This is a genomic window from Demequina activiva, assembly GCF_016862815.1.
Lineage (GTDB): Bacteria > Actinomycetota > Actinomycetes > Actinomycetales > Demequinaceae > Demequina > Demequina activiva.
In genome coordinates, this window is the sequence record NZ_BONR01000004.1 from 181,638 (window position 1) to 204,141 (window position 22,504).

19 protein-coding genes are annotated in these 22,504 nt (G+C 71.2%); 9 read left to right on the forward strand and 10 right to left on the reverse strand.

From position 1 onward, the window contains the following. Positions 1–148: 148 nt before the first annotated feature. The 5 genes from gatB to ligA all read right to left on the reverse strand — a co-directional run bounded on the left by gatB (position 149) and on the right by ligA (position 6,269). Positions 149–1,657 carry an Asp-tRNA(Asn)/Glu-tRNA(Gln) amidotransferase subunit GatB gene (gene gatB, locus Dac01nite_RS09935; protein WP_203656683.1) on the reverse strand — a complete coding sequence of 503 codons (1,509 nt, stop codon included), beginning with the start codon at positions 1,655–1,657 and terminating at the stop codon, positions 149–151. A 5-nt stretch (positions 1,658–1,662) separates the two neighbouring features. Next, on the reverse strand, positions 1,663–3,168 hold the full coding sequence (gene gatA / locus Dac01nite_RS09940) for an Asp-tRNA(Asn)/Glu-tRNA(Gln) amidotransferase subunit GatA (RefSeq protein WP_373307247.1): 1,506 nt from the start codon (positions 3,166–3,168) through the stop codon (positions 1,663–1,665). An 8-nt stretch (positions 3,169–3,176) separates the two neighbouring features. Beyond that, a complete protein-coding gene (gene gatC / locus Dac01nite_RS09945) occupies positions 3,177–3,476 on the reverse strand; it encodes an Asp-tRNA(Asn)/Glu-tRNA(Gln) amidotransferase subunit GatC (RefSeq protein WP_203656495.1) in 300 nt (99 codons plus the stop codon). 44 nt (positions 3,477–3,520) lie between these two features. Continuing rightward, positions 3,521–4,096 carry a GNAT family N-acetyltransferase gene (locus Dac01nite_RS09950; protein WP_203656496.1) on the reverse strand — a complete coding sequence of 192 codons (576 nt, stop codon included), beginning with the start codon at positions 4,094–4,096 and terminating at the stop codon, positions 3,521–3,523. 73 nt (positions 4,097–4,169) lie between these two features. Next, the gene (gene ligA / locus Dac01nite_RS09955) at positions 4,170–6,269 is read right to left on the reverse strand and encodes an NAD-dependent DNA ligase LigA (protein ID WP_203656498.1); all 2,100 of its coding nucleotides are present in this window, start codon (positions 6,267–6,269) and stop codon (positions 4,170–4,172) included. Between the two features lie 112 nt (positions 6,270–6,381). On the opposite strand from ligA, the gene Dac01nite_RS09960 reads away from it, so the two are divergent. The 3 genes from Dac01nite_RS09960 to Dac01nite_RS09970 are packed head-to-tail and all read left to right on the forward strand — an operon-like array spanning position 6,382 to position 9,692. After that, positions 6,382–7,272, forward strand: coding sequence for a M15 family metallopeptidase (locus tag Dac01nite_RS09960; RefSeq protein WP_203656500.1), 891 nt, complete (start codon positions 6,382–6,384; stop codon positions 7,270–7,272). Between the two features lie 46 nt (positions 7,273–7,318). Beyond that, the gene (locus tag Dac01nite_RS09965; RefSeq protein WP_203656502.1) at positions 7,319–8,287 is read left to right on the forward strand and encodes a serine/threonine dehydratase; all 969 of its coding nucleotides are present in this window, start codon (positions 7,319–7,321) and stop codon (positions 8,285–8,287) included. Between the two features lie 43 nt (positions 8,288–8,330). Further along, the gene (locus tag Dac01nite_RS09970; protein WP_203656507.1) at positions 8,331–9,692 is read left to right on the forward strand and encodes an 8-oxoguanine deaminase; all 1,362 of its coding nucleotides are present in this window, start codon (positions 8,331–8,333) and stop codon (positions 9,690–9,692) included. A gap of 216 nt (positions 9,693–9,908) precedes the next feature. Here the strand turns inward: Dac01nite_RS09970 and Dac01nite_RS09975 are convergent, their stop codons facing one another. Genes Dac01nite_RS09975 through Dac01nite_RS09990 form a run of 4 tightly spaced genes read right to left on the reverse strand, consistent with a single transcriptional unit; the run spans position 9,909 to position 13,531 of the window. Then, on the reverse strand, positions 9,909–10,790 hold the full coding sequence (locus Dac01nite_RS09975) for an ABC transporter permease (RefSeq protein WP_239066609.1): 882 nt from the start codon (positions 10,788–10,790) through the stop codon (positions 9,909–9,911). Next, the gene (locus Dac01nite_RS09980) at positions 10,787–11,578 is read right to left on the reverse strand and encodes an ABC transporter permease (protein WP_203656508.1); all 792 of its coding nucleotides are present in this window, start codon (positions 11,576–11,578) and stop codon (positions 10,787–10,789) included. The genes Dac01nite_RS09975 and Dac01nite_RS09980 overlap by 4 nt, the downstream gene beginning before the upstream one ends. Further along, the gene (locus Dac01nite_RS09985) at positions 11,578–12,399 is read right to left on the reverse strand and encodes an ABC transporter ATP-binding protein (RefSeq protein ID WP_203656510.1); all 822 of its coding nucleotides are present in this window, start codon (positions 12,397–12,399) and stop codon (positions 11,578–11,580) included. Before Dac01nite_RS09985 ends, Dac01nite_RS09980 begins: the two co-directional genes overlap by 1 nt. Before the next feature lie 28 nt (positions 12,400–12,427). Continuing rightward, entirely contained in the window at positions 12,428–13,531 is a 1,104-nt protein-coding gene (locus Dac01nite_RS09990) for an ABC transporter substrate-binding protein (protein ID WP_203656517.1), read from the reverse strand. Positions 13,532–13,786: 255 nt separating this feature from the next. Between Dac01nite_RS09990 and Dac01nite_RS09995 the strand changes: the two genes are divergently transcribed. Both Dac01nite_RS09995 and Dac01nite_RS10000 read left to right on the forward strand, forming a co-directional pair. After that, positions 13,787–14,590: an FAD binding domain-containing protein gene (locus tag Dac01nite_RS09995; RefSeq protein ID WP_203656519.1), complete on the forward strand. Its 804-nt coding sequence runs from the start codon at positions 13,787–13,789 to the stop codon at positions 14,588–14,590. Beyond that, positions 14,587–17,310 (forward strand): molybdopterin-dependent oxidoreductase, encoded by a 2,724-nt coding sequence (locus Dac01nite_RS10000; protein WP_203656524.1) that lies wholly within the window; start codon positions 14,587–14,589, stop codon positions 17,308–17,310. The genes Dac01nite_RS09995 and Dac01nite_RS10000 overlap by 4 nt, the downstream gene beginning before the upstream one ends. Before the next feature lie 13 nt (positions 17,311–17,323). On the opposite strand, the gene Dac01nite_RS10005 is transcribed toward Dac01nite_RS10000, so the two are convergent. Then, complete coding sequence (locus Dac01nite_RS10005) at positions 17,324–18,280, reverse strand: XdhC family protein (protein WP_203656525.1); 957 nt, start codon at positions 18,278–18,280, stop codon at positions 17,324–17,326. 121 nt (positions 18,281–18,401) lie between these two features. Here Dac01nite_RS10005 and allB point away from each other — a divergent pair, with 121 nt between their 5' ends. Genes allB through Dac01nite_RS10025 form a run of 4 tightly spaced genes read left to right on the forward strand, consistent with a single transcriptional unit; the run spans position 18,402 to position 22,447 of the window. Next, positions 18,402–19,769, forward strand: coding sequence for an allantoinase AllB (allB, locus tag Dac01nite_RS10010; protein ID WP_203656526.1), 1,368 nt, complete (start codon positions 18,402–18,404; stop codon positions 19,767–19,769). Positions 19,770–19,781: 12 nt separating this feature from the next. Continuing rightward, positions 19,782–20,693 (forward strand): factor-independent urate hydroxylase, encoded by a 912-nt coding sequence (pucL, locus tag Dac01nite_RS10015; protein ID WP_203656527.1) that lies wholly within the window; start codon positions 19,782–19,784, stop codon positions 20,691–20,693. A gap of 12 nt (positions 20,694–20,705) precedes the next feature. Then, positions 20,706–22,118, forward strand: a complete 1,413-nt coding sequence (locus Dac01nite_RS10020; protein WP_203656530.1) for an amidohydrolase family protein — start codon at positions 20,706–20,708, stop codon at positions 22,116–22,118. A 50-nt stretch (positions 22,119–22,168) separates the two neighbouring features. Further along, positions 22,169–22,447, forward strand: coding sequence for a hypothetical protein (locus tag Dac01nite_RS10025; protein WP_203656532.1), 279 nt, complete (start codon positions 22,169–22,171; stop codon positions 22,445–22,447). Positions 22,448–22,504 lie beyond the last annotated feature (57 nt).

Consider the following 22,504-nt stretch of genomic DNA (forward strand, 5'->3'; position numbering starts at 1 on the left):
TCTCTTTTCCGGGGCGCCCGAGCGAGCGTTCCCCCTCGTATGCGGCGACAGGCATCGCCGCGGGCGCCGGAAGTGACGTCCTTGGACTCAGCATGGCCCTGTCGGGGACAGCGCGCCACCCGGGGGCAGCCGAGCTGCCAGCGCCGACCTAGCCCTCGACCCCCGCGCGCTGCAGGATGATCTCCCGCACGCGTCCCGCATCGGCCTGGCCGCGGGTGGCCTTCATCACGGCCCCCACGATCGCGCCGGCTGCCTGGATCTTGCCGTCCTGGATCTTCGCCAGCACGTCCGGCTGGGCGGCGAGCGCCTCGTCGACGGCCGCCTCGAGGGCGGAGTCGTCGGAGACCACCTCGAGACCGCGGGACTCCACGACCTCGCGAGGCGAGCCCTCCCCCGCCAGCACGCCCTCGAGCGCCTGCCGGGCCAGCTTGTCGTTGATGGTCCCGGCGTCCACCAGCGACTGCAGCTCGGCGACGTGTTCTGGCGTGACGGGCAGGTCGCGCAAGGGGACGTCGCGGTCGTTCGCGGTGCGGGCCAGCTCGCCCATCCACCACTTGCGAGCCGCCTGCGGCTTCGCTCCGGCCTCGACGGACGCCGCGATGAGGTCCAGCGCATCGGCGTTGACGGCATCGCGCATGTCCGTGTCGCTGAAGCCCCACTGCTCCTTGAGGCGGGCGCGCATCTTGGCGGGGTGCTCCGGCAGCGTGCCGCGCAGCTCCTCGACCCACTCGCGGCTGGGCTCGACCGGCAGCAGGTCCGGCTCCGGGAAGTAGCGGTAGTCCTCCGCCTCCTCCTTGGAGCGGCCCGGCGTGGTCGAGCCGGTGTCCTCGTGCCAGTGGCGGGTCTCCTGGATCACGGGCTGGCCTGCGAGCAGCAGCTCGGCCTGGCGGGCGGCCTCGTGGTGGATGGCCCTCTCGATGGCGCGCAGCGAGTTGACGTTCTTGGTCTCCGAGCGCTTGCCGAACGGCACCGCGTCCTGGTCCTCGCCCGCGGCGGCCTTGGGACGCAGCGAGAGGTTCACGTCCGCCCGCACGGAGCCCTGCTCCATGCGGCCGTCGGAGATCCCCAGCGCCTTCACGATGTCGCGGATCGTGGCGACGTACGCGCGAGCGACCTCCGCCGTGCGCGCGCCGGCGCCGGTGATGGGCTTGGTGACGATCTCGACCAGCGGAACTCCGCCGCGGTTGTAGTCGACCAGCGAGTGGCTCGCGCCCTGGATGCCGCCGGTGCCGCCCACATGGGTGTTCTTGCCGGCGTCCTCCTCCATGTGCGCGCGCTCGATCCCCACGGTCACCACGGTGCCGTCGTCGAGGACCACGTCGAGGCTGCCCTCGAAGCAGGTGGGCTCGTCGTACTGGCTGATCTGGTAGTCCTTCGCCAGGTCCGGGTAGAAGTAGTTCTTGCGTGCGAAGCGGCTGGACTCACGGATCTGGCAGCCGAGCGACAGGCCCAGGCGGATCGCGGACTCCACGGCCTTCTGGTTGGTCACCGGCATCGATCCGGGCAGTCCCAGGCACACCGGGCACACCTGGGTGTTGGGCTCGGCGCCGAACTCGTTGGCGCAGCCGCAGAACATCTTGGTCGCGGTGTTGAGCTCGACGTGGACCTCGATGCCGAACACCGGGTCGAACTGCTCCATCGCCTGCTCGTAGGTCATGGTGCTCACTCGGCCACCTCCAGCTCGGGGGCCTGCGAGGCCAAGGGGCCGCCCCACTCCTCGGCGAGCGCCTTCTCGAGCGCCGCGCCAATCCGGTACATGCGTGCGTCCTCGTGCGCCGGCGCGAGGATCTGGAAGCCCGTGGGCAGTCCGTCCTCGGGTGCGGTGCCGGACGGCAGCGACATGCCGGGGATGCCCGCGAGGTTCGCGGGGATGGTCGCGACGTCGTTGAGGTACATCGCCAGCGGGTCGTCGATGCGCTCCCCGAGCTTGAACGGCGTGGTGGGCGTGGTGGGGCTCACCAGCACGTCTGCCTGCTCGAACGCGGCCGCGAAGTCGCGCTGGATGAGGGTGCGGACCTTCTGGGCAGAGCCGTAGTAGGCGTCGTAGTAGCCCGCGCTGAGCGCGTAGGTGCCCAGGATGATGCGGCGCTTCACCTCGTCGCCGAAGCCCTCGGCGCGGGTGGCGCCCATGGTCTTCTCGATGGTGGCCTTCTCGACGCGCATCCCGAACCGCACTGAGTCGAACTTCGCGAGGTTGCTCGATGCCTCGGACGGCAGGATCAGGTAGTAGGCCGCGAGCGCGTACGTGAAGGACGGGCACGAGACCTCGACCACGGTCGCGCCCAGCGTCTTGAGCTTCTCGAGGCTCTCCTCGAAGCGCTGCTCGACTCCAGCCTGGTAGCCCTCGCCCGAGAGCTCCTTGATGACGCCGATGCGCACACCGGTGAGGTCCTGCTCGCGGCCCTGACGGGCCGCCTCGACGCACGACGGCACGGGCTCGTTCAGGCTGGTGGCATCCATGGGGTCGTGGCCGCCCATGACCTCGTGGAGGTAGGCGGCGTCCTCGACGGTGCGGGCGCACGGTCCCAGCTGGTCGAGGGACGATGCGAGCGCGATGGCGCCGTAGCGGGACACCCCTCCGTAGGTGGGCTTGACGCCCACGGTGCCCGTGACGGACGCCGGCTGGCGGATGGAGCCGCCGGTGTCCGAGCCGATGGCCAGGGGCGCCTCCCACGCGGCGAGACTGGCCGCGGAGCCGCCCCCGGAGCCGCCGGGGATGCGGTCGAGGTCCCAGGGGTTCCTCGTGGGTCCGTAGCCCGAGTGCTCGGTGGACGATCCCATCGCGAACTCGTCCATGTTGGTCTTGCCCAGGATGGGCATGCGCGCCTCGCGGATCTTGCGCGTGACGGTGGCGTCGTACGGCGGGACCCAGCCCTCGAGGATCCGCGAGCCGGCGGTGGTGGGCAGTCCCTCGGTCACGAGGATGTCCTTGATGGCGATGGGCACCCCTGCCAGCGGGGGCAGGCTCTCCCCTGCCGCGCGAGCCGCGTCGACCTCGCGCGCGGTCGCGAGGGCACCGTCGGTGTCGACGTGCAGGAACGCGTGCACGTCCGTGTCGACCGCCGCGATGCGGTCCAGATGCGCCTGGGTCAGCTCCACTGAGGTGATCTCGCCTGCCTGCAGCGCGGCGGCCATCTGTGCGGCCGTGGCTCGGGTCCAGTCCACGATGTCGCTCATCAGGCCTCCTCGCCCAGGATCTGCGGCACGCGGAAGCGGCCGTCCTCCGCCTCGGGGGCGCCGGACAGTGCGGCGTCCTGCGCCAGAGACGGGCGGACCACGTCCTCGCGGTGCACGTTGCTCATGGGGATGGGGTGGCTCGTCGCGGGCACGTCCTCGCCGGCGACCTCCGCCACCGTCGCGACGGCGTCGACGATCGCGTTGAGCTGGCCGCCCAGTCGGTCGAGGTCCTCGTCGGTCATGTCGATGCGGGCGAGCGCCGCGAGGCGCGCCACGTCTGCGCGTTCAAGGGAAGACATGGCCACGAGTCTAGTGGCGACGGAGGCGCGGCGATTCGGGCCGCTCAGGGCTCCCAGGAGTAGCCGATGAGGTGAATCGCGGTGCCGGCACGCTCGGCCTGGTCCGCCTCCGCGCGGGAGAGCTTCTGCACCGTGCCGTCGTCGTTGTCGATCACGGTCCAGTCGAGGTCCTCGCGGCGCTGGAACCCCATGCGCTCGTAGAGGCGGTGGGCCACGTGCATGGTCTCCATCGTGGACAGCACCACCCGCGACGCGCCCAGCTCGACCGCCCGGTCCATGGCTCGCTGCGTGAGCTTGGCGCCGATGCCGCGGCCGCGCTCGATGGGGCTCACGGCGAGCATGCGCAGCTCGAACTCGTCGCCCGTGGCCAGCTCGACCAGGCTCGATCCGGGCGGCACCACCGTGATGGTCCCCACCACGGGCCCCTCGCCGTCCTCGCCGTCGACCATCATCAGCAGCTCTGCGTCCGTCGCGCGCGTGTGCGCGTCCTTCAGCTGAGGGATGTAGGGGTGCGCCTGGTCCACGAGGCCGTCGGCAAGGTAGGCCAGCGCAGTGAGCTGGCCGATCTCCATGAGCCGACTCGACTCGCTGGGATCGACGGTGCGGATGATCTCGGCCATGGCTCTCCTTCGGGTTCCCACGGTCGTAGGTGGATTCCAATCTAACGCAGGCCGCACGGGACGGTGCGGGGGCTCACTCGGCGACTGCCTCCGGCCCGCCGGCGAGCAGCGCTTCGAAAGCGGCCTCGTCGAGAGTGCGCACGCCGAGCTGCTCCGCCTTGTCCGCCTTGGAGCCGGCGTTCGCGCCCACCACCACGAAGTCCGTGTTCTTGGACACGGACGAGGCCGCCTTGCCGCCGCGCACGATGATCGCCTCCTTCACGGAGTCGCGGGTGAAGTTCTCGAGCGATCCCGTCGCGACGATGGTGAGGCCCTCGAGGGTGCGCTCGACGGTCTCGTCGCGCTCGTCGGCCATGCGCACACCCGCCGCGGCCCAGGCGTCCACGATGTCGACGTGCCAGTCGACGTCGAACCACCGCCGCACGGATTCGGCGATCACCGGCCCCACGCCCTCGACGGCAGCGAGCTCCTCCTCGCTCGCGGCACGGATCGCGTCCATGGTCTCGAACGCGGTCGCGAGCGCGCGCGACGCCGTGGGGCCCACGTGCCTGATCGACAGGGACACCAGCACGCGCCACAGCGGCTGCTCGCGCGCGGCGGCGAGGTTGTCCAGCAGGCGCAGCCCGTTGGTGGAGACGTCGCCGGCCTTGCGCTCCACGCCGTCCTTCTTCGAGCCCGACTCGAGCGTGAACAGCGGCACCCGCCGCAGATCCTCCTGGGTGAGCGAGAAGAGTCCCGCCTCGTTGCTGAGCACGCCGGACTCGACCAGCGCCGCTGCGGCCTTCTCGCCCAGCACCTCCACGTCGAGCGCGCCGCGCGAGCCGATGAACGCGATCCGGTCCACGATCTGCGCCGGGCAGCCACGGGCGTTGGGGCAGCGCAGGTCCTTGTCTCCCTCCTTCTGCTCCGCCAGCGCGGTGCCGCACGAGGGGCATGCCTCCGGCATGGTCCACTCCCGCTCGTCCCCGGTGCGCGCGGCGACCACGGGCCCCACGATCTCCGGGATCACGTCGCCCGCCTTCCGCAGCACCACGGTGTCGCCGATCAGCACGCCCTTGCGCTTGACCTCATGCCGGTTGTGCAGCGTCGCGTACGTCACGGTCGAGCCCGCGACCAGCACCGGAGTCATGACGCCGTACGGCGTGACGCGCCCGGTGCGCCCCACGTCCACGCGAATGTCCTCGAGGGTGGTGTGCACCTCCTCGGGCGGGAACTTGTAGGCGATCGCCCAGCGGGGCGCGCGCGACGTCGAGCCCAGCTCCGCCTGCACCGCACGGTCGTCGACCTTGAGCACCGCGCCGTCGATCTCATGCACCAGCGAGTGACGCTTGGCCTCGAGGTCCTTCAGGTACTCCTCGATGGGACCGATACCGCGCAGCACGGCCGAGAACTCGCTCACGGGCAGGCCCCAGCTCGAGAGCACGTCGTAGATGCCGGACTGCGAGCCGATGCTCGGGTGCGGCTCCGCGGCACCCCAGTCCAACGCTCCCAGCGCATACGTCGTCACGTCGAGGGGACGCTGCGCCGTCACCGACGCATCCTTCTGGCGCAGCGAGCCTGCAGCCGTGTTGCGCGGGTTCGCGTACGGATCCTTGCCGTCCTCGACCAGCTTCTCGTTGAGCCGCTCGAACGCGTCGATGGGCAGGTACACCTCTCCGCGGATCTCGACCAGCGCTGGCACGTGATCGCCCGTCAGCGTGCTGGGGATCGAGGCGATGGTGCGCACGTTCGCGGTGACGTCCTCCCCCGTGGTCCCGTCGCCGCGGGTGACGCCGCGCGTGAGCTCGCCGTCCTCGTAGGTCAACGAGATGGACAGCCCGTCGATCTTGGGCTCGCACACGATGAGGCAGTCCCCGGCCTCCTTGCCGATGCGCGCCATCCACGCCTGGACCTCCTCGAGCGAGAAGGCGTTGTCGAGGCTCATCATCCGCTCACGATGCTGCACCGAGGCGAACCCCGTCTCAGCCCGCGCCGCGCCCACCGTCTGCGTGGGGGAATCCGGCTCGATCAGCTCAGGGTGTGCGGCCTCGAGGTCACGCAGCTCGCGCTCGAGGGCGTCGTACTCGGCGTCCGAGATCGTGGGCGCATCGTCGCCGTAATAGCGGGCGCGATGCTCCTCGACCTGCTGGACCAGGTCCTGGTGGAGGGCGCGGGGATCCTGAGTGTCGCTCACGCCCCTATCTCACCACGCACCTGCGACATCGAGCGCGCCGCGAGCGCTCCCCGCGACCTCGCACCAGCATCGGCCCTCGCCAAGCCCCTCGCTCGTTGCCTATCCTGGGCCGATGCCGTTGCGCCATACCGTCCTCGTCACCCTGAGCGCTGCAGCGCTGGGCGGGTGCTCGCTGCTGGGCTCCGAGCCCGCACCCACCGTCACCGCGCTCGCCACCGTCACCGCAGAGCCGGAGACGGTCGCCGTGCCGCGACCCACGGTGACCGTCACGCAGACGCCCGCGCAGGACCCCGAGCACGACCGCCCGCTGTGGCTGGGCCAGGTGCCGCTGCCCGTGGGCGAGGACGGCCTGGGCGCACGCGGCGACACACCGGCAGACCTCGAGGACCGGCAGCTCGCGCCGCGCGCCTGGCTGCCCGATCCCCCCGACGACGAGTGGTTCGCGGAGATCTCGATGGAGGTGCCTGCGGACGTCGCCGTCAGGTCCTCGTGGGACCGGAACTGCCCCGTTCACATCGACGACCTCGCGTACGTGACGATGCCGTACTGGGGCTTCGACGAACGGGTGCACACCGGCGAGATGATCGTGCACGAGGACCACATCGAGGACGTCGCTACCGCCTTCGAGCAGATCTTCGCGGCCGGGTTCCCCATCGAGGAGATGCGGGTGATCTCCCGCGAGGAGCGCGACTCCCCCACCACGGGCGACCACAACATCACCTCCGCGTTCACCTGCAGGCTCGTGGTGGGCGCATCCACGGTGTGGTCCGAGCATGCGTACGGCAAGGCCGTCGACATCAACCCCTTCCACAACCCCTACTTCAAGGGCGAGGAGCTGTTCCCCGAGCTGTCCGAGGCCTACCTGGACCGCGAGCGCGAGCGCGAGGGCATGATCGACGAGGCGTCCGTGGTCTACACGGCCTTCACCGGGATCGGCTGGGGCTGGGGCGGGCACTGGACCGGCCGCGAGGACTGGATGCACTTCTCCGTCACCGGCCAGTGACGATCCGCGGACACCGTCACGCACGCGACCGGGGCAGACTGGTGGCATGACCGTCACCGCCACGCCCGCCGTGTCGCCCGCCGACATCGAGCGCGCCGCCGAGCGGATCGCCACGCATGTGCGCCGCACCCCGATCATCGAGATCCCCGGGCACACGCTCGGCATCGACGCCACGCTGGTGTTCAAGCTCGAGTACCTGCAGGTCACCGGGGCCTTCAAGGCTCGAGGAGCCGTGCACTACGTCGCGACCCAGGAGGTCGCCCCGGCTGGCGTGGTCGCCGCCTCAGGCGGGAACCACGGCGCAGCGGTGGCGTACGCCGCACGCGAGTTCGGCCACGACGCCCACATCTTCGTCCCCACCACCGCGAACCCGTCCAAGGTCGAGCGGCTGCTCGCCCTGGGAGCGACGGTGCACTCGATCGGGGTCACCTACGGCGACGCCCGCGACGCGGCCGCGGAGCACCTCGTGGAGCACGGCGGCACGTCCATCGAGGCGTTCGACGACCCCGTGGTGATGGCAGGCGCCGGCACAGTGGCGCGCGAGCTCGACCTCGACGCCCAGGCAGGCGGCGGGCTGGACGCGATGATGCTCGCCGTGGGCGGCGGAGGCCTCGCAGGCGGCGCGGCAGCCTGGTGCGGATCACGCCTGCAGATCGTGGGGTGCGAGACCGCGGGGACCGCGTCCTACGCGGCCGCGGTCGAGGCAGGCCAGCCCGTGACGGTTCCCGTCTCCGGGGTGGCGGCCGATCACCTGGGCGCCCGGCGCATCGGCGACGTGCCGTGGGCCGCGCTCTCGGCCGCGGACGCGCTGTCCGTCGTCGTCAGCGATGAGGACGTGCTCGAGGCCCAGTCGCGGCTGTGGAGGCTGATGCGCGTCGTGGTCGAGCCCGGAGTCGCCGCGCCGTTCGCCGCGCTGCTGACCGGACGCTGGACGCCCGAGCCAGGGTCGCGCATCGGCGTGGTGCTGTGCGGCGCGAACGTGGTGATGCCCGCCGTGGGCCGCTCAGGTTCGTAGACTGGACGTGGCGCGCAGCGGCGCCCCGATGTGAGGAGGCCGCGTGACGCGGACGGTGATCGACGGCGCGTACATCGCGACGGTGGACGGCGCGAGTACCGAGCACGCCACGGGCTACGTGGTGATCAAGGACGCACTGATCGAGACGGTCGCCGCCGGCCGCGCGCCCAGCGAGGTCATCGACGGCGCGCGCGAGGTGATTCCCGGCGCGGGCCTGCTGGTGACGCCCGGCCTCGTCAACACCCACCACCACCTGTACCAATGGCTGACGCGCGGGTTCGCGCAGGACTCGATCCTGTTCGACTGGCTGGTGTCGCTGTACCCCGCATGGTCGCGCATCGACGCGGACCTGGTGGGCGACGGGGCGCTGGGCGCGATGGCGGTGCTCGCGCGATCGGGCTGCTCCACGGTCGCGGATCACCACTACGTGTTCCCGCGCGGCGGCGGCGACATCGTGGGCGCCATCGTGGACTCGGCCGCGACGCTGGGGCTGCGGCTGCACGCGACGCGCGGCTCGATGGACCTGGGCGAGTCCGCCGGCGGCCTGCCCCCTGACTTCGCGGTCGAGACCACGGCGGACGCGCTCGAAGCCTCCGCCGCAGCGGTCCACCGCTACGACGACCCCGCCTTCGAGTCCATGGTGCGCGTGGCGATCGCGCCGTGCTCGCCGTTCTCGGTGACCGCGGACCTCCTGCGCGAGGCAGCGGTGCTCGCGCGCGGGCTCGGCGTGCGCCTGCACACGCATGGCGCGGAGACGGTCGAGGAGGAGGCGTTCTGCCGCGAGCGGTTCGGCATGTCCCCCACCGACTACCTCGAGTCCGTGGGCTGGCTGGGCGAGGACGTGTGGATGGCGCACTGCGTGCATCTGTCGAGCCCCGACATCGACCGCTTCGCGTCCACCGGCACGGGCGTGGCGCACTGCCCGTCCTCCAACGCACGCCTCGCGGCCGGCATCGCGCCCGTGCGCGACATGCTGCGCGCCGGGGTGCCCGTGGGCCTGGGCGTGGACGGGGCAGCCTCGAACGAGTCCGGCCAGCTGGGCACCGAGGTGCGCGCCGCCGTGCTGGCGGCTCGTCTGCGCGACGGGGCCGATGCGATGAGCGGGCGTGACGCCCTGCGTGTGGCGACCATGGGTGGCGCCCGGGTGCTGGGCCGTCAGGACGAGATCGGCTCGGTCGAGGCCGGGAAGCTGGCTGACCTCGCGCTGTGGCGCATCGACGGCGTCGAGCATGCGGGGATCGCGGATCCGGTCGCCGCGCTGGGCCTGGGCGCGCTGCCGCCGCTCGAGAGGCTGATCGTGCAGGGCCGCGCCGTGGTCGACTCCGGTCATCTGGTGGGTGTCGACGAGGGCGAGGTCGCGGCGAAGGTGGCGCGCGCATCGGCCGCTCTGGCGGACCGCCTCTAGCCGCGATTCCGCGCTCCTCGCCCTCGCCCTCGCCCTTGGAAACGAGGCAACTGGCGTACGCGGATCGCGCGCGTGGCGCGTCACGAGGCATCTGAGGTTCGCTCCGCCACACGCATGACCGTCACCGGCCTCATGTGGCCGCTGCGCACCCAGCCGAGTACCTGGCGTGCCTAGGTTGGGCGGTGGTGGTGGCGAGCAGGGTGCGGCGGCCGTCCCTCACATGCGCTTGGTGGGATGCATGCCCATCCGCGTCAGCACCGTGTTCTCGAGGATCGCGATGAGGTTGTAGAGCACCAGCGACACCGCCGTGACCACCACGACGGACGCCCACATGTCGTTGAACTTCGCCTGCGCGTAGTAGCCGTTGATGACGCCGCCGATGCCGCCTCCCGTCGCGAGCCATTCCGCGAGCAGCGCTCCGGTGATGGCGCCCGGCACGGAGATGCGCACCGCCGCGAAGAACGCTGGCAGCGAGGACGGGAAGGCCACGCGGCGCAGCTTGGTGACCGCGCCGCCGCCGTAGACGGTCACGACGTCCTCCATCTGCGGAGAGGAGGCCTTGAGCCCGTAGGCGACGTTGACGAGCGCTGGGAACAGCACCACGATGCCGCCCATCACCGCCGTGGTCGCGAACCCGCGGCCGAAGATCAGGATGATCACAGGCGCGAACGCGATCAGCGGCACGGTGCGCAGCAGCAGCGCGATGGGCATGAGCGCGGCCTCGACCCCGCGCGACAGGTGGAAGATCACCGCCACCAGGACGGCCACGAACAGGCCCGCGCAGAAGCCCACGAAGGCATCGGTCATGGTGACGGCGAGGTTGTCCCCCAGCTCTGCCCGGTGATCCGCGGCGTCGGGGTCCGAGACGAGGAAACGCCACACGTCGACCGGGCCCTTCGCCACGTATGGCGAGAGCCCGAACACGATGATCGCGCCCTGCCACAGGACCAGCACGGTCACGATGGTGCCCAGGAAGGTCCCGAGCGAGGTCAGCAGCGCCTTGCGGGTGGCGCGGCGGGACTCCTGGCGCATCGCGCGCGACAGGTCGGTCACCTGGCGAGGTTCGGTGGTCGTGGACGGCACGGCTGTCTCGGTCATGCGGCCACTCCCCTCGCCCAGGGAGCGCTCAACCGCGTGAGCATCCCCACCAGCAGGTACGCGATCAGCGCGACCGCGCCGGACGCGAGGGCGATCGCCCACACGCGCGGGGCGTTCAGCGACTGCTGGGCGATCACCATCGCGGGGCCCACGCCCACCTCCACCTTGCCCAGGTACTCGCCCAGGATGGCGCCCAGGAAGGCGGCAGGCACCGCGATCTGCAGCGCGGTCAGCACGGCCGGGAGCGCGGAGATGAGCCGCACCTTGCGCAGCTGCGTGAAGCGCGAGCCGCCATAGACGGAGACGACGTCGAGCGACGCCTTGTCAGCGGACTTGAGGCCCAGCAACGAGCCCACCACGGTGGTGAAGAACACGCTCATCGCGGCCAGGAAGATGGCCGTCGAGGACGGCTCGCCGGGCGCCGGGATGCCGAGGATGAGCAGCAGCAGCGGGCCGATCGCCACGATGGGGATGCAGTAGGACACCACGGCCAGCTGCATCACGACGCCCTCGAGTCGCGGCACCACGAGCACGAACGCGCTCAGCAGCAGCGCGAGCCCGTTGCCCCACAGGTAGCCCTGAGCGGCCTCGTTGAGGGTGACGGAGAAGTTGTTCCAGTAGAACGCCCAGCCGGACTCCGCGTAGCTCTGCGCCACCTGCGGCGGCGTGGGGATGCCGGCGGTCTCGCCGGACCGCCCCTGCGCGATGGCGCCGATCACCCACCACACGGAGACGATCGCCACCGCGCCGATGAGCCCCGCGGCCCACGGCGGCACTGCCCGGGGCATCAGTCCTCCTCGGCGGCGGCCCCGCCGGCGCCGAACAGCAGGTCAGAGGCCTGGTCGACATAGGCGTGGAACTCGGGAGAGCGCTGGATGTCCGGCGTGCGCGGGCGCGGCAGGTCGATGTCGATGATCTCCTTGACGCGGCCGGGACGCGGGCTCATGACCGCGACCTGGTCCGCGAGGAAGATCGCCTCGGTGATGCCGTGCGTCACCAGCAGCGTGGTCGCGGGCTTCGCGGCGAGGATGCGCAGCAGCTCCATGTTGAGCTTCTGGCGCGTCATGTCGTCGAGCGCACCGAACGGCTCGTCGAGGAGCAGCACGGAGGGCTTGAGCACCAGCGACCGCGCGATCGACACTCGCTGGCGCATGCCGCCGGACAGCTGCGCGGGCTTGGCCTTCTCGAAGCCGGTGAGCCCCACCAGCTCGATGAGCTCGCGGATGTAGGAGTCGTCGACGGAGACGCCCGCCACCTCGAACGGCAGCCGGATGTTCTTGTAGACCGATCGCCACGGCAGCAGCGCACTGTCCTGGAACGCGATGCCCAGCTCGTTGTAGGCGCGCAGGTCCTCGGGAGTGCGTCCGTCCACCCTGATGGTGCCCGACGTGGGCGACTCCAGCCCGGCGAGGATCCGCAGGATCGTGGACTTGCCGCAACCGGAGGGGCCCAGCAGCGCCAGCAGCGAGCCCTGCTCGGTCTGGATGTGGGCGTCCTGCAGGGCCGTCACCGGTCCCGAGCGCGTGATGAAGACCTTGTTGAGGCCCTCGATGTGCAGGCCGGTGCCCAGGGACGAACCCTGGGCACCGGCCTCAGTCGTGGTGCTCATTGCACAGATTCCCTTGCGAGAGTCCTGATCAGCCCGCGTAGTCCACGAGCTCGGGGTACTCCTCGTAGACCTCCGCCAGCAGGCTCATGTCGAACAGCTGGTCAGCGGCCACGGAGATACCAGCACCCTCGAGCGACGCGATGGTCTCCGTCTGGAGCGCCTCGGAGATGGTGAACAGACCGTTCTCCGCGGTCTCGTCAGAGACGACGAGTTCCTCGGACTGCGTGATCGAGCCCTGGAGGGAGACCTCGGGGTTCAGGCCCAGGTCCACGCCGTACTCCTCGACTGCCAGGCGCGAGCCCTCGGCCGGGTCGAGCACCGCGTCGGTCCAGCCCTTGATCTCCGCGACCAGGAAGGCCTTGAGCATCTCGCGGTCGTTGGCGATCGCGTCGTCGGTGACCGTGAAGGTCTCCGCGACGAACGGCAGGCCGTTGTCCGCGAAGGGCAGGTTGGTGGTCTCGTAGCCCTCGGCCGCGACGGTGAGCGACTCGTTGGTGAGGTACGCGATGAAGCCGTCGACCTCACCGGAGATCAGCGGGGCGGGGTCGTACTGCACGGGCACGATCTCGAGGTCGTCCTCGCTGATGCCGTTGGCCGCCAGCAGCGCCATGAACAGCGCGGTGTTGGAGTCCTGGACGCCGATGCGCTTGCCGATCATGTCCTCCGGCGTCGCGATGTCGCCGCCGTCAGCGAGCGACAGCACCGTGAAGGGGTTCTTCTGGTAGGTGGCGCCGATGATCTTGAGCGGCGCGCCCTCGTTGCCGATGCCGGAGCCGATCGACACCGCGTCGGACAGTGCCACGTCGACCTGTCCGGACACGAGCTCGGCGACGCCGGTCGACGGTCCGGGGATCAGGTTCACGGTCTCGAAGCCGGCCTCGGTGTAGTAGCCCTTCGAGTCAGCGAAGAACTCGCCGGCGAACTCCTCGTTCTTGATCCACGAGAGCTGGACGGTGAGCTCACCGAACGACTCCATGGCCTCCGTGGTCTCCCCGCCGTCGGTGGCGGTGGGCTCGGATGCGGCGTCCTCGCCGGATGAGCATGCGGCGAGCGCCAGAGCGGCCGCGGTGGCTGTCGCAGCGGCGGCGACCTTCTTCGCCGTGGACCCGAAGGTCTGTGGGAGCAGGGACATGCGTTTCCTCCTTGAATGGTGACGCGCGCGGGCCATCCCACGCACGGTGCCGCACTCGCCGCCATTGCCGAGCTCCCCTCGCGGGGCGTCACCCGCTGGACGCTACGGGAACCGTGTTTCCGCGACGAAGCCCCTGGTGTTTCGCGTCGGTTAAATCCTTCATCTTTGGTCCTCAACCGCTGTGAGGTCGTGGCACATTCGTGTTCTACGGCCGATGCGCTGGCTCGGTCGAGCCCCAGGGTGGAAGGTGGAGTCGTGGACCTGACGGCGGTGCGGACAGTGCGGGCGGCGCGCTCGCGCGCGGATCTCGCGCTGGCGCCGGGCGAGGCGCTGCTGGCCGGTGGAACGTGGCTGTTCTCCGAGGATCAGCCGGGCGTGACGGGACTGGTGGATCTGTCGCCGCTCGGGTGGGATGAGCTGGGCCTCACCAGGGAGGGCGACCTGCGCATCGGCGCTCTCACGACCGTGGGCGCGCTCGATGCGTGGGCGCGGGAGCAGACGTTCGCCGCAGCCCCGCTCCTGTCGCAGTGCGCCGACTCCCTGCTGGCGAGCTTCAAGGTGCAGTCCGCCGCGACGGTGGGCGGCAACATCTGCCGCAGCTACGCCGCGGGCGCGATGATCGCGATGGCCGCCACGCTGGATGGCGTCGCGACCGTCTGGCACCGCGACGGCACGGACTCGCGCGTGGACGTGGGCGCCATCCCCAGCGGCAACGGCACCTCCTCGCTGCCGGACGGCGACGTGCTGCGCGACGTGGTGATCCCGGCGCGTGCGCTGACGGCTCGCACCGCCCACAGGCGCATCGCGCTCAACGAGCACGGCCGCTCGGGAGCGCTGCTGACGGCACGCCGGGACGTCGACGGCGCCTGCACCTTCGTGATCACGGCCGCGACGCTGACCCCGGTGGTGTTGCGCTATCCGTCACCGCCGAGCGCTCAGGAGCTCGCCGCCGATGCCCTCGCGGCCGAGGGCTACTACACGGACCCGCTGGGCACCGCGGACTGGCGCCGGCAGGTGAGCGCGGTGCTGCTGGCCGAGCTGCGCGAGGAGCTGTCGTGAGGGTCGACGGCCAGGAGGTCACGCGCGAGCCGCGCCCGGGCCAGTGCCTGCGCACCTACCTGCGCGAGGCCGGCCACACCGAGGTCAAGAAGGGCTGCGACTCGGGCGACTGCGGCGCGTGCTCGGTGGTGGTCGACGGCGTCCCCGTGCATTCCTGCATCACGCCGGCCTTCCGCGCGGCCGATGCGGACGTCACCACCGCCGGCGGCCTCGCCTCGGGAGATGATCTGCACCCCGTGCAGGACGCGCTCGTGGACCACTTCGGCTTCCAGTGCGGCTTCTGCACCCCTGGCATGGCGGTCACCGCGTCCGCGCTCACACCCGCGCAGCTCGAGGATCTGCCGCGCACCCTGCGCGGGAACCTGTGCCGCTGCACGGGCTACCGTGCCGTGGAGGAGTCGATCCGGCACGGCCTGTGCGGGGAGCGGGACGGCTGCGGCGGGTGCGCTCGTGGACTGGAACGCGCGGCCGGCGCCGTGGTGGCCGAGGGCGTGGGGACGTCCGCTTCGCCCCCTGCCGCCCGGCGCGTGGTGCAGGGTCGCGAGCCGTACACCTTCGATGAGGTCCCGGCGGGCCTCGCGCACCTCGCCGTGGTGGGCTCCCCGCACGCGCATGCGCGGGTGGTGGCGGTCGATGCGTCCGATGCGCTGGCGATGGACGGAGTGCTCGCCGTGCTGACGCACGAGGACGTGCCGGGAACGCTGCACTCGACCGCGCGCCACGAGCACCGCACGGATGATCCCGACGACACCCGGATCCTCGACGACGTGGTGCGGTACGTCGGCCAACGCGTCGCTGCCGTGATCGCCGAGTCCGCGCAGGTGGCCGTCGAGGCGGCCCGGCTCGTGAGCGTCGAGTACGAGGTGCTGCCGGCGGTGCTCGACCCCGAGGAGGCCCGTGCACCCGGCGCTCCCCTGCTGCACCGCGACAGCAACGTGGTGGCGGCGACCCACGAGCAGGTGGGGGACGTGGAGGAGGCGCTGCGCACATCGGCCGTCTCCAGCTCGGGAACCTGGCGCACGTCGCGTGTCACTCATGCCCAGCTCGAGACGCACGGGTCCATCGCGTGGGTCGCGGACGACGGCCGCCTCACCCTCCGGACGTCCTCGCAGGTTCCCTTCCTCGTGCGCGACGAGCTCGCGCGCGTGCTGGACCGGCCGGCGGACACGGTGCGCGTCTTCACGGCGCGCGTGGGAGGCGGGTTCGGCGGCAAGCAGGAGATGTTCACCGAGCCCCTCGCTGCCGTGGCAACGCTGCACGTGGGACGGCCGGTCTCCTACGAGATGACGCGCGAGGAGGAGTTCGTGCGCACCTCCGTGCGCCACCCCTTCCGGGTGTCGGTGCGTGCCGGCGCGGACGAGCGCGGGCAGCTGACCGCACTCGCGGTCGACGTGCTGAGCGACACCGGCGCCTACGGCAACCACGCGATCGGCGTGCTGTTCCACGGCTGCTCCGAGTCCATCGCGGTCTACCGGGCGCCCGCCAAGCGCCTGGACGCGGAGGCGGTGTACACCAACAACGTCCCCTCCGGCGCGTTCCGCGGCTACGGGCTGGGCCAGGTGATCTTCGGGATCGAGTCCGCCCTCGACGAGCTCGCGCTGCAGCTCGAGATGGATCCGTTCGAGCTGCGACGACTCAACGCCGTGAGGCCCGGCGACCCGTTCGTGGTCGCAGGCAAGCCTGAGGAGGACCTGGTCTTCGGCTCCTACGGCCTGGACGAGTGCCTCGAGCTCGCACGCGAGGGCCTCGACGAGGCCGACGACGTGCCCGCGCCGGACGGATGGGCCGTGGGCGAGGGAATGGCCGCGTCGATGATTGCGACCGTGCCACCGCGCGGCCACCAGGCGGTCGCGACGGTCAGCGTGAGCGCCGATGGCGTGTACCGCGTGGGCGTGGGCACTGTGGAGTTCGGCAACGGCTCGGTGACCGTGCACTCGCAGATCGCGTCCGAGGCCCTGGGCGTGCCGCGCTCACGCATCGACATGAGCTTCTCCGACACGGACGCCGTGCGGTACGACACGGGCGCCTTCGGCTCCACGGGCATCACGGTGGCCGGCAAGGCGCTGCACGCGGCGTGCACGTCGCTGCGCGAGGCACTCGTGGAGGCCGGAGCGCGCGTGGCGGGAGCGGATGCGGCGGCGTGCACCCTGGGGCCGGACGGCGTCACCACCCCCACGGGTTCCGTGGGCTTTGGCGACCTGGTCGCGTCAGTCGAACCCGCGCATCGGCGCGGCGACGCGGCCTGGGCCGAGTCCCACCTGGACGAGCGCGTGAGGTCCGTCGCCTATGACGTGCAGGCCTTCCGCGTCGCGGTGCGGCGCGACACGGGTGAGGTGCGCATCCTCCGCTCGGTTCACGCGGCCGATGCCGGCCTGGTGATGAACCCCGAGCAGTGCCGGGGCCAGATCGAGGGCGGTGTCGCGCAGGGCATCGGATCCGCACTGTACGAGGAGGTGCTGATCGGCCCGGACGGCGCCGTCGAGAACCCCGCGTTCCGGCAGTACCGGGTGCCGCAGATGGCGGACATCCCGCGCACCGAAGTGCTGTTCGCGTCCACGTCCGATGCCTTGGGACCGTACGGCGCGAAGTCGATGTCCGAGTCGCCCTACAACCCCGTCGCGCCCGCGCTCGCGAACGCGATCCGGCGGGCCGTGGGCGTACGGCCGCATGAGCTGCCGATGTCCCGCGACCGCGTGTGGCGCCTGACCGCACACGGCTGAGCCTGCGCGACCGTCAGGCCAGCTCCGACGGCGCCGCCATCGGCGCGCGCGTGTGGATGGGCCCAGCGGTGTCGCTGAGATGAGGAGCGTTCGCGCCGCGCGCCTCAGCCACCAGCTCGGCGACGATCGAGATGGCCGTCTCCGCCGGCGTCACGGCGCCCAGGTCCAGGCCGATGGGACTGCGGAGGCGGTTGAGCTGCCGCTCGCTGACCCCGGCCTGGCGCAGCAGCTCGCGGCGGCGAGCGTCGGTGCGTCGTGAGCCCATCGCTCCCACATACGCGGCGTTCGTGGCCAGCGCCGCGACCAGGGCGGGGATGTCGAAGCGCTCTTCGTGGGTGAGCACGCAGATCGCGTCTTGAGGGCCGATGTGGGCGTCGGCGAGGTAGTCACCGGGCCAGGCGCGGATCACTTCGTGGGCCTCGGGATGGCGCGCGGCGGTCGCGAAGGCAGGCCGGGCGTCCACGACGGTGACGCGATAGCCGAGCGGCCGGGCTGCCGTCGCGAGCGCGGCGGAGAAGTCCACGGCGCCCACGATGATCAGGCGCGGAGCGGAAGGCCGCTCACACCGCAGGGTGCCGCCACCGTGCACCAGCTCCACCACCGCCGCCTCTCCACGACCCGCGAGCCTCAACTGCTCGCGCACGCGGGCATCGGCCGGTGTCAGGACGCTCGCCACCACGGTGAGGTGGCCGCCGCAGGACAGTCCGGCGAGCAAGGCGTCCTCGTCGGACAGGCCCAGCGTCGTCGTCGTGGACGGGTCACCGCCCGCGAGCGCCGCGACCGCGAGCTCGTAGGCCTCGGACTCGACGCAGCCCCCGGAGATCGCGCCGATCACCCGGCCGTCGTCGGTGACCGCCATCGACGATCCCACGGCGCGCGGCGCGGAGCCGTGCACGGCCGCGACCGTCACCATTCCCAGGCGATGCCCGGCGGCGAGCTCCCGCTCCAACTCGGAGGCGATGTCCAGCATGTCCCGAGCATACGAGCCGCACGTTTCGCCGGCATTGCGGGAGTGCGGCGGCGCTTGAGGTCGTCGCGAGTGGTCACCGGCTCGACACGCGCGCGCAACATCGGAGCCGTACTCTCGCGCCATGACGGACTTCGACCTGGTGGTGCGCGCGGACCGCGTGCTGATCGACGGGAAGTGGCGCTCCGCTGCGGTGGGGGTGAGCGACGGCGTGATCACGCGCATCGGCCCCCGGCATGCCGAGTGGAGCGCACGGGAGATCGTCTCCATCCCCAGCGACGAGGTGCTCATCCCCGGCGTGATCGACACTCATGTGCACGTCAACGAACCCGGCCGCACCGAGTGGGAGGGCTTCGCCTCCGCCACCCGTGCGGCGGCCGCCGGTGGCGTCACGACGATCATCGACATGCCGCTGAACTCGATACCGCCTACCACCACGATGGAGGCGCTCGAGCTCAAGCGCGCCGCGGCCGAGCCCCAGGCCAGCGTCGACGTGGGCTTCTGGGGCGGAGCGATCCCGGACAGCCTGGGATCGCTGCAGCCGCTGCACGATGCGGGGGTGTTCGGGTTCAAGGCCTTCATGTCGCCCTCGGGCGTGGACGAGTTCCCGCACCTCAGCACGGCGCAGCTGCGGGAGGCGCTCGCGGAGACCGCCGCCTTTGGCGGCATGGTGATCATCCATGCCGAGGACCCGGACCACCTCGAGCCCTATGGCGGCGGCATCCACTACGACGACTTCGAGGCCTCCCGGCCTGACCGCGTGGAGACCAGCGCCATCGCGAGCGTCATCAGCGCCTTGCGCGCCACCGGGGGCCGCGCGCATATCCTCCACCTGTCGAGCGCCAAGGCACTGAATCAGATCCGCGGCGCCAAGGCCGAGGGGCTGGGCCTCACCGTCGAGACCTGTCCCCACTACCTGGTGTTCGACGCGGATCAGATCGACGACAGCGCCACGCAGTACAAGTGCTGCCCTCCGGTTCGCGGCGCTGCCAACCGCGAGGCCCTGTGGGACGCCCTCAAGGACGGCACCATCGACTTCGTGGCCTCGGACCACTCCCCTGCGACGGCCGAGCTCAAGCTGGAGGGCAACTTTGGCCGCGCGTGGGGCGGGATCTCCGGCCTGCAGTCCATGTTGGCCGCGGTGATCTCCGGCGCTCGCGACCGCGGCATCGCGCTCGAGACGGCGCTCGAGTGGCTCACCGTCAAGCCAGCGGCGTTCGCCGGCCTCACGGACAAGGGCGCGATCCGGGAGGGTGCGCGAGCGGACCTCGTGTCCTTCGCCCCGCAGCGCACATGGACCGTGCGCGCCAAGGACCTCGAGCACCGCAACAAGGTCAGCGCGTTCGACGGCGAGACCCTCACGGGGCAGGCCACGCGCACCTGGGTGGGCGGCGCGCAGGCGCACCCGCACGTGGATGAGGAGCCCAATCCCGGACGGCTTCTGACCCGCGCGAGTGCCACGATGGAAGGTGCGGGCGCCGCAGCCCGCTGAGAAGAGGAACGCATGGGCATCAGGCTGGGCGACCACCAGTACGGCAAGGCGGAGAACCGCATCGTCCGTATCCAGCGCGACACCGCGCGCCACGAGATCACCGACGTCAACGTGTCGACGTGCCTGCGCGGCGCGTTCGAGGATGCGCACCTGACCGGCGACCAGCACGCCGTGCTGCCCACGGACACGCAGAAGCAGACCGCCTACGCGTACGCCAAGACCGTGGGGCTCGCCTCGATCGAGAGCTACGCGCTGGCCCTGGCCACGCACTTCGTCGACGACGTCGAGCCGGTGAGCGGCGCGCGCGTCGAGGTCGAGCAGTACGGCTGGACGCGTGTCGATGCTGACGGCACCGGCGCGGGTCACGACCACACCTGGGTGCGCTCGGGCCAGGAGATCCGCACGGCCGCGGTCACGGTCGAGGGACCGGCCGATGCGCGACGCACCTGGGTCACAGGCGGCCTCAAGGATCTGGTGATCCTGAAGTCGACGGGCAGCGAGTTCCACGGCTTCCTGCAGGACGAGTTCACGGTGCTGGAGCCCACGAACGACCGCGTGATGGCGACCGCGCTCGAGGCGCAGTGGCGCTTCGCCGGCACGGACGTGGACTGGAACGCGACCTACGCGGGCATCAAGGCTGCGATGGTCGCGGTGTTCGCGGAGCTCCAGTCGCTCGCACTGCAGCAGACGCTGTACGAGATGGGACGCGCGGTGCTCGAGCAGTTCGAGGATGTGGTCGAGGTGCGCATGTCCGCGCCCAACAAGCACCACTTCCTGTACGACCTGGGCAGGTTCGGCATCGACAACGACAACGAGGTGTTCCACGCGGACGACCGCCCGTACGGACTCATCCAGGCGTCCGTGATCAGGGACGATGCGCCCGATGCGGGTTCCGCGTGGCAGCAGTACAGCGGCCTGGTCTGAGCGGAGCCACGCGTGACCCACGTCTACCGTGCCCACATCTTCCACATCGCTGGCGCCCCGCAGCAGTCCGAGGTCGAGGCGCACCTGGTGTCGATCCCCGATGGTGCCCTCGCCGTCGATGGTGCGGGGCGCATCGTCTGGGTGGGCGCCTGGAGCGCCCTGCCGGCCACCTACGCTCACGCGCGCGTCACGCGAGCCGACTACCTGATCCCCGGATTCGCCGACGCCCACGTGCACTTCCCCCAGTCCTACGCGACCGCGGCGCACGGCGGGGGCCAGCTTCTCGAGTGGCTGGACCACTGCATCTTCCCCACGGAGGCACAGTACGAGGACGCGCAGTTCGCGGACCGTGCCGCCCGGTACTTCACTCGCCGTCGCATCGCCGCCGGGACCACCGCGGCGCTGGTGTTCGGCAGCGCGTTCCCGGTGGCGCAGGACGCGCTGTACCCGGAGACGCTGGCCTCAGGGCTGCGCACCGTCTCCGGTCGGGGGGTGCAGACCGTGGGGCCGCCGGCGGCGCAGGCGCTGATGACCTCCGAGGAGCGCGCGATCGACCTGGTGGCGGACGAGATCGACCGCTGGCACGCGGTCGACACGGGTGACCCCCGGACGGCGAGGGTCCAGGTGGGGATCGTGCCGCGCTTCTCGCTGTCGGTGACCGCGCACACGCTCGCCGCGATGGGCGAGCTGTACGACGAGGCCCGCATGCGGGGCGTCTACTTCCACAGTCACCTGAACGAGAACAACCGCAAGGGCGACGGCGAGATCGCCGCGGTGCTAGGCACCTACGGTGTGGACACCTACCTCGACACGTACGACGGCCGCTTCCTTCCCGGCTCGGAGGAGGGTGGACGCACGCTGCTGGGACGCCGCTCGATCCTGGCCCACGCGGTGCACAGTCAGCCGCGCGAGCTGGCGCGCATGGCGGACACGGGCACGTCGATCGCTCACTGCCCCACCTCTCAGCTGTTCCTGGGCTCCGGGACCATGCCGTGGCGCGCGACCGTCGACACGGGCGTCAACGTGGCGCTGGGCACGGACATCGGCGCCGGAGACGAGTGGCTCATCTCCCGCGTCGCCGGTGACTGCTACAAGGTCCACATCTCGGAGGGCGAGGAGGCCGGCACTGCGCTGCATCCTGCGGAGCTGCTGTTCGCGGCGACGCTCGCCGGGGCGCGGGCGCTCGACATGGAGCACGCCTTCGGCAACTTCGACGTGGGCAAGGACGCGGACTTCCTGCTCATCGACAAGTCCCGCTGGGAGCCGCTGGACGGCATGCTGTCCATGGGCATCCGCTCCGACGACGAGACCGAGGCGACCCTCGAAGAGCTGTTCACGCTGCTCATGGGCCTGCGCCAGCCGGCGATCTCCGGCGTCTACGTCCAAGGCGAGCAGGTGGTCACGCCGGGCCTCGACCCGGACTGACGCGCGCCTTCGCGCGGGGCGTCCCTCCACACCGTGGAAGAATCGCGCCCATGCCCGTTGTCACCGACCGCATCCGCGAGCGCTTGGTCGAGGACTTCCCCACCGTCTCGCCGGCAGTGCTGGGCCGCCTCGAGCGCCTGACGGTCGCACCCCAGGTGGACCCCGAGCGCATCCACGCGGCCGTGCTGATCGCAGCGCGCGGCAACCTCAGCATGTTCGACGACGCGCTCGAGCACGCCCGCGACGACTGGCGGGACCTCCTGGACCGCGCGGGCCTGGCCGATGCGGGCTGGCCCGGCCGCCTCGACGAGAGTTTCGGGCCGACCTGAGCCGCCTCGGTGCGCCCCAGCAGTCAGTGAGTGCAGGACGCGGCGGGAATCCCGCCT